This window comes from Nostoc sp. (assembly GCF_036917155.1).
GTDB lineage: Bacteria > Cyanobacteriota > Cyanobacteriia > Cyanobacteriales > Nostocaceae > Nostoc.
Genome location: NZ_JBALDZ010000001.1, coordinates 1 through 7324 on the forward strand (window position 1 = coordinate 1; position 7324 = coordinate 7324).

6 protein-coding genes and 2 pseudogenes are annotated in these 7324 nt (G+C 41.9%); 3 read left to right on the top strand and 5 right to left on the bottom strand.

Annotated features, from left to right (window positions below):
- The 4 genes and pseudogenes from V7K67_RS00005 to tnpA all read right to left on the bottom strand — a co-directional run.
- Positions 1–199, bottom strand: a 199-nt coding sequence (locus tag V7K67_RS00005) for a hypothetical protein (protein WP_335164710.1), incomplete at its 3' end; no start/stop codon positions are given.
- Between the two features lie 423 nt (positions 200–622).
- Positions 623–1543 (bottom strand): 50S ribosomal protein L11 methyltransferase, encoded by a 921-nt coding sequence (prmA, locus tag V7K67_RS00010; protein WP_334732446.1) that lies wholly within the window; start codon positions 1541–1543, stop codon positions 623–625.
- Between the two features lie 76 nt (positions 1544–1619).
- A complete protein-coding gene (gene serA / locus V7K67_RS00015) occupies positions 1620–3200 on the bottom strand; it encodes a phosphoglycerate dehydrogenase (protein ID WP_334732445.1) in 1581 nt (526 codons plus the stop codon).
- Positions 3201–3714: 514 nt separating this feature from the next.
- A pseudogene (gene tnpA / locus V7K67_RS00020) lies at positions 3715–4120 on the bottom strand (IS200/IS605 family transposase).
- Between the two features lie 77 nt (positions 4121–4197).
- On the opposite strand from tnpA, the gene V7K67_RS00025 reads away from it, so the two are divergent.
- Entirely contained in the window at positions 4198–5079 is an 882-nt protein-coding gene (locus tag V7K67_RS00025; RefSeq protein WP_335164713.1) for an RNA-guided endonuclease TnpB family protein, read from the top strand.
- Positions 5080–5157: 78 nt separating this feature from the next.
- Here the strand turns inward: V7K67_RS00025 and V7K67_RS00030 are convergent, their stop codons facing one another.
- Complete coding sequence (locus V7K67_RS00030; RefSeq protein ID WP_335164714.1) at positions 5158–6012, bottom strand: HIT family protein; 855 nt, start codon at positions 6010–6012, stop codon at positions 5158–5160.
- A gap of 160 nt (positions 6013–6172) precedes the next feature.
- On the opposite strand from V7K67_RS00030, the gene V7K67_RS00035 reads away from it, so the two are divergent.
- Positions 6173–6469 (top strand): hypothetical protein, encoded by a 297-nt coding sequence (locus V7K67_RS00035; RefSeq protein WP_335164716.1) that lies wholly within the window; start codon positions 6173–6175, stop codon positions 6467–6469.
- 9 nt (positions 6470–6478) lie between these two features.
- Positions 6479–7234, top strand: a pseudogene (locus V7K67_RS00040) (DUF58 domain-containing protein); the annotation flags it as partial.
- Positions 7235–7324 lie beyond the last annotated feature (90 nt).

Consider the following 7324-nt stretch of genomic DNA (forward strand, 5'->3'; position numbering starts at 1 on the left):
TCAGTTTGAAAAATAACTGGTGTAATTTATGATGCGTAGTTTTTATTTCGCGAGTCACACTCGCGAACTTCTTCTTTTTGTCCAAAGTCCAATACTTTTGCACTTGGGTTTTTGCCCCGCCCGAAGTCAAGCGGAATCTTTTCTTTTCAGGAGGAGGTTGATACCCCACCTCTTGTGGCGTGGTCTTTTTACTCAGCACTCTTCATTTCTGCTACCTCCGATAGACGGCAACACGTTGATTTCTCAGCTTTACAGCGTCGGTTTTGAACGCTGAGATTACATCATCTTTAAATAACTATATAAATATTTATTTATTTTTAATATAAAACCCTCCATAGGATAGATGTGTTTCCATAAATTCCTCAAGTTTCACTTGTGTGGATACTTTGTACCCTAAAACGTTATACGGTCAATTATTTTTACTTTATAAATAACCTCTAAGGAGCTTCAAAAATTTGGAATTATTGAGTTTGGTTGTTTGAGATTGTAGTATTATTTCAAAAGTCAATAGTGGGTAATTTATATATTATGTCACTTAAATAACCCCGACACTTAAATAACCCCGACTTCTTTAAGAAGTCGAAGATTTAAGGGTTGCAGAATTGCGATAATTTCTACTGGCTTAAGAACGCCGTACATTCAAGCAACACCATTCTTTTCGTTTCCACAGGGTAGCGACAACCCAACCATTTTGTTCTAAGGCGTCAGCAACAGCTTTAGATTGTTCCAGCAAAATACCACTGAAGATGGCCCAAGTTTCAGGTTTAGCGATCGCACTCATTTCTGGAATCAATTCAATAATTACATGAGCCAAAATATTACAGACGATACCATCAACTGGGTTTTCAATTAGTTTTGTCAAAACGTCTACACTTCCCAATGCTGGTAGTAAACGTTTTGGGCTAATGTCATTCAGGGCACTATTACTGATGGTTGATTGTACCGCCAAAGGGTCAGTATCCACTGCATAGACTTTCTCTGCACCCAATAGCAGCGCCCCAATGGAAAGGATACCAGAACCACAGCCAATATCCGCAATTACCAGATTTTCATGTTTGCCACTACTACCCACAAAGGACTGAGGAACGCCACTCAGCCTCATTTCCAGGGATTCCAAACATAGCTGAGTAGTGGCATGATTGCCCGTACCAAATGCTACACCAGGGTCAAGACGAATCACTAACCGTTCCGTTGTTTCTGGTAATGGTAGCCACGCTGGGTTAATTAGGAAGCGATCGCCTATTTCTTGCGGATGCCAATATTGTTTCCAGCTAGTCGCCCAATCTTCCTCATCAATTAATTGCCATTGCAGTGAGGGAGATGAAACTCCTACACAGAGAGCATCTTGACGCAGCCACAGCGATAGCGCTGCCAAATCTAGTAGCTCTGTTTGAATTGTCGGCAGATAAGCCCTGACTAAAGATGAGTTTCCTTTGTTTTCGCTAGCTGTACCACGACAGCCAAAATCTTCCAGTCGCCAAAAGATTGATTCTTCTAGGTCTGGCTCACATAAAATATTTAGTTCCCACCAGGTGTTTGCCATAAAAAAGTAAAAAGTAAAAAGGTAAAAGGCAAAAGTAAAAGTATTTCTTTTTACTTTTGCCTTTTTACTTTTGCCTTTATAGTGTTACTGTATATGCGTCCCGAATACCAGGGACTTTAATAATCTCACCCAAAATACCCTCTGGTAAAGGGTCATCAATGCTCAGAGCCATTACCGCATCGCCACGGACGATTTTACGACCTACCTGCATACTGGCAATATTCACATTAAAACTGCCAAGTAGGGAACCAAGTTTGCCGATAATCCCCGGCATATCGCGGTGCAGAGTAAACAACATATATTTGCTGGGCGGGACGTTAATCGGGAAACCATCAACGTCGGTGAGGTGGATTTCCCGCTCACCCAACAAAGCGCCTGTTACCGAATGAGTACCTAAAGTACCCGTAGCTTCTAGATGCAGTGTGCCAGCATAGTCTCGAATGGAAGCATCACGGGTTTCAATTACCCTAATTCCCCGTTCTTTGGCTTCTATGCTGGCATTTACGTAATTTACTCGTTCCCGCAAAGCTTGGTAAAGTAGTCCTTTCAACGCAGCGACGATTAAAGGCTGACTTTTGTTAGTCGCGAGTTCACCTTGCAGTCGAATATTGAGTACTTCTACCCGTCCGCCAGCTAGCTGTCCGACTAGATTACCGAGGGTTTCTGCTAGCTGCATGTAGGGTTTGAGTTCTTCCAAAACGTCGGGGCCGAGTCCGGGAATGTTGACGGCTGAACGTGCTGGTAGTCCTAAAAGTACATCGCGAATTTGTTCGGCAACATCAATGGCCACATTCACTTGAGCTTCTGCGGTAGAGGCTCCCAAGTGGGGAGTGAGGATGACTTCCTTACCTAGCGATCGCAACTCAGATTCACCCAGTGGTTCTGACTCGAACACATCCAAGGCTGCACCACCGATTTTACCAGCTTTCAGAGCTGCTGCTAAAGCTACTTCATCAATGATCCCACCACGAGCGCAGTTGATAATCCGGGCTGTGGGTTTCATCTTTGCCAAGGTTGTGGCATTGATTAAGTGGGTGGTTTCTGGGGTTTTGGGGATGTGGAGGGTGATATAGTCTGCTTGCTGGAAGAGTAAATCTAGCTCCACCAACTGACAGCCAATTTGTTCGGCTCGGTCTGTAGAAATAAAAGGGTCGTAAGCTAGGAGTTTCATCCCCATTGTCTTAGCTACAGCCGCAACATGGGAGCCAATTTTGCCCAAACCGACAACGCCGAGAGTTTTTTTGTAGACTTCCGCGCCAACAAAGCTATTGCGATCCCAAGCACCGCGTTTCACCGAAGCATTAGCATCGGGGATGTGGCGAGATAGAGCTAAAATCATTGCTAGTGCGTGTTCGGCAGCGGCAATTGTATTTCCCTCTGGAGAATTGACTACCACAATTCCCCGGCGTGTGGCAGCGGGAACATCTACATTATCCACACCCACACCAGCACGACCGATGATTTTTAGCTGGGTACCGGCATCAATGATTTCTTGAGTGACGCGTGTACCAGAGCGAATCATCAGCGCGTCATACTCACCAATAATTGCGATCAGTTCCGCTGCTTTTAGATTTAGTTTGACATCAACGGTTGCAACTTGCGAAAGAATGTCAATTCCAGCTTGATCAATCGAATCTGAGACAAGAACCTTAGACATGATTATTTCATTTAAAGCTACAGGTTTTGCTGCACAAGACTTTTTAGTTTAGTCTTTATCTGTCGCAATTCAGCAAAAATTATTCGTTTGAATATCGACTTAACTTTAACTTACACTATATGGTGGTGGTATCAAAGCATGATTTGCTTTCGATGGGTACTGCCTCTTAAGTATTTGAACATGAGTGGCTGTTTGCACCAGCCTGTTGCCAAATATAAAGCATTAATAGCACTAAGCACCTACAGTTACTATTTATTAATAGTTTAAAAGTTACCAGAATTTTCTAAGCAAGGTTTATGCTTACTACAAACCCTCAAAACTAGTTTGAACAAGTACTAGCCCAGAAATCGCTATAATTATGCTAAATTGGATGAATATGAGGCTCTGGGTGTACTTTACTATGTGATTTATAAGGGAAATACTGAAAACCCCTGAGAAACAGCAACGCAGTTGCGTATTTCGTACTTCAGGTGCTTGGGTTGAAAGCTGGTAGCACCGTTTACGGTGTTCCGATTTAATCTTTTTGGTGTGCAATATACTCTATTACATTTTTTGTAGAAATATTACCAGCAGTGGAAACAAAATAGCTGGGTGTCCATAGAGTTGGAAGTTTAAGTAATTCTGGAAAGTATGAATCTTAAGTGATGAGAAGCCCGTCCTTTAATCCTATTCATGATTTGGGATGGGTTGTCTGTTGGCTTCACATTTAAAAATAAGTGAACATGATCAGGCATAATTTCCATTGCAACAATTCTTCATCTAAATTCAAAAGCAACCTCACAGATGATTTCCTGCAATCTCTCTGCTATTACGTCTACCAATACCTTCTTTCTGCGTTTTGGTATAAAAACGAAGTGATAGTTAAGAAGTGATATTGCATGGCCTTCATGTCTGTATTCATCTGGAGAAAAACTTCCCATCTTTCTATAATTGCTGATTGTGTTTTGTATGTAGTGTATATTCAAATAATTTAAACGACAACAGTAGGTGATAGTATTTGCTAACAAACTTTTGTTTTAAGCTGCGTCCTAACGTTACTCAGTCAAGTGTCATGGACGGATGGCTAGATATGCTCCGCTCCACTTACAACTGGAGTTTAGCTGACAGGATAGCCCAATATAATCAGCAATTCATTCAGGGGGACTATTGCGATATCAGAACCAGGGGAGAAGCCTGCCCACTAACTTGTTTTGTGAGTAAGAATGGTGCGAGTGGTGAACCTTGGAAAGATACTAAAATTGATAAGGATGGCAAACTCAAAAACCCCCGACGTAGTGCGGGAGATATCCAAATAACAGCATTACCAGAGTTAAAGAAACAGGGTAGTAAAAATCGTCAAAAAGCAGCTAGCAAGTTAGGACGTTTTCACAAAAAGATTACAGATAAACGAGTTACTTACCAGTGGGCTGTTGCTAACAAAATAGTATCTAGAAATGTTGATGCTATTGCGCTAGAAGATTTAAACATCTCCGGTATGTTGAAACGTTGTAGGGTAAAAACCGATGAAACAACCGGGAGATTTTTAAAGAACGGACAATCGAGAAAGAAAGGCTTAAACCGCGCTATCTCTGATGCAAGTTGGGGTGAGTTGATTTTAAAGATTGAGTATCTCGCTGCAAAGCAAGGAAAAGTCGTAATTAAAATCAATCCTAAACACTCAAGTCTTGAATGCAGAAATTGTGGACATGTCGATAAGTCTAATCGTGATGGTGAGAAGTTCATTTGTACAGAATGCGGATATCACGAACACGCTGACATCGGTGCTGCAAAGACTATCAGAGATAGAGGTTTGGAAACAGTACGTGGGGACTCCGCGAAACTTGCTGCTAGACAGCTAAACGCCCAAAAGGTATCACCACGCTCATTAGAGCAAACGTAGGGTGTTGACAACCTCGTTGAGTTTACTAGTGTCAAGGCAAATGCATAAGATTTGCTACTGGAAACTGTCAGTAAAAAACTATTGTTTTTTAGGAATGACGTTTCTGATTCCACTTTTGCTAGAAATAGTATCACCTTTATAACGAGGGATGATATGAATACTAGCGTGCATAATATTTTGACCTGCGGCTCGATTGATATTCATTCCTATATTAAAACCATCAGGTTCAAATTTTATTTTGAGAATTTTTTGTACTTTGTTCACCATCAGCCAGCAAGCAGATTGCTCTTTAAATGGTAGTTCAAAATAATTGCTAACATGACGTTTAGGAATAATCAAAACATGACCTTTACTTATGGGATAGCCATCAAAAGTAGCATAAGCGGTTGCTGATTCAGTTAATAATTTTAGATTTTTATGGGGATTACAAAATATACAATAATTAGATGAATTTCGCTGATAATTATAATGGATATACTCATATATTTCCCGATGTTCGTCTAAACAAACCGAAGGGAAGGGAAGTTTTACAATACACTGATATGTAGGCTTTTTGTGAACATAATGTTCTCGAAAACCTTCTTTTTTGAGATCCCTTCTTACAGCATAATAAGCTTTACCTCCTGGTTTTAATAGGTATGACACTTCCATGAGAACATTAGTTTGTTCTTCGGTAAATAAAACATTTAAAACATAAAAGCAAATTATTGTATCGAACTTATTATCAGGATATTCTGGAAAATAATAAGGGTCATACCCTATAATATCATAACCTTTTTGACGCAATATTTTAACATCATTCCCAAAACCACAACCAAAGTCTAGTATTTTGCCTTGTAACAGGTTTTGATTTAATAAAAACTGTGCTGGAAATGACAGATAACTTCTTTCGATCGCAGTCAGATGACTGAATTGATTTTTTTGCTGTTTCATGGAATGAATTTTGGTGCAGATGTCCCAAATTTATTATTCCCAGCATCCATTGAGGTTATGCGATCGCAACTGATAAAATTTAAATTTTTAAGACATATTAAATATCTGTGCTTTTCTCTGAGTTCATTCAGACCTGCGAGGTATATCCTTGCAAGGCTATATGATTTTCTACAAAGTGTTAGATGATGGTATCGAAATTCTACGGGTTGTAACCCGCATTTCTCACAAGTTTGAAATGCAGATGGGCAGAGGGGCGGAGGGGCGGAGGGGCAGAGGGCAAAGAACAAGGCACATTGAACTCTCCCCTGCTCCCCTGCTCCCCTGCTCCCCTGCACAAGCACAGGCTTTGAGCATTGGTGAGAAATCCGGGGTAAGTGGTCGTCGCAACTTTCCATCTCTCTTTGAGGAATTGAACAAACTTCTGAGACACTGTGAATTTCTGGTGGTGTTGAGTTAAAAAAGAGACATGAAAATTATCAAACCCATCACCAATTGGTTAGAAACCCGCGCCAGTGCCCCTGCTTATGGCGGTTGGGTACTAGCAGCAACGGCTATTTGTTTTTTTGGAGCAGGTATCAATACGATGGCTGGTTGGCTATATGCCATTAGCGGCATTAGTTTTGCCCTTTTGGGTGTAGCAGCCATCTTACCGCCGCGATCGCTCACAAGTCTATTCATCACCCGTCGTCCCATGCAACCAGTGTCAGCGGGGGACGATCTAACAGTGGAATTAGAAATCTGCAATCAGACACAGCAGCCTGTAAGCTTATTGCAAGTTGAAGATATGCTGCCCTTTGTCTTAGGGAAACCAGTACAAAAGGCAATCGAGATAATTCCTAGCCAAGGTAGTTACCGTTGGGTATATTACCACCCGACTCAGCAACGGGGTGTTTATCGCTGGCACATAGTCGAACTCGGTTCTGGTGCGCCTTTGGGATTGTTTTGGTGTCGTCGTCAGCGTGATTGTGCTGCCACAGCGATCGTTTATCCTACAGTATTACCCTTGGCTACCTGCCCCCTAGTAGACGAAATGGGGCAAGAAGAGAGCAAAAGGGGCGATCCTCGTGGTAGACCCTTGCAGACAGCGACAACAGGGCTGGTGCGATCGCTACGTCCTTATCGTATCGGAGATCCCACTCGTCTGATTCACTGGCGAACTAGTGCCCGCTATGGAGAATTAAGGGTGCGAGAGTTAGAAATGGTCACAGGTGGACAAGAAGTGCGATTCGTTGGGTAGTGAATCACGGTAAACAGCCCGTAAATAACTAACCCAGCCTGACAGCAGATTACTGTCACTAAAGGCTGAACTCTC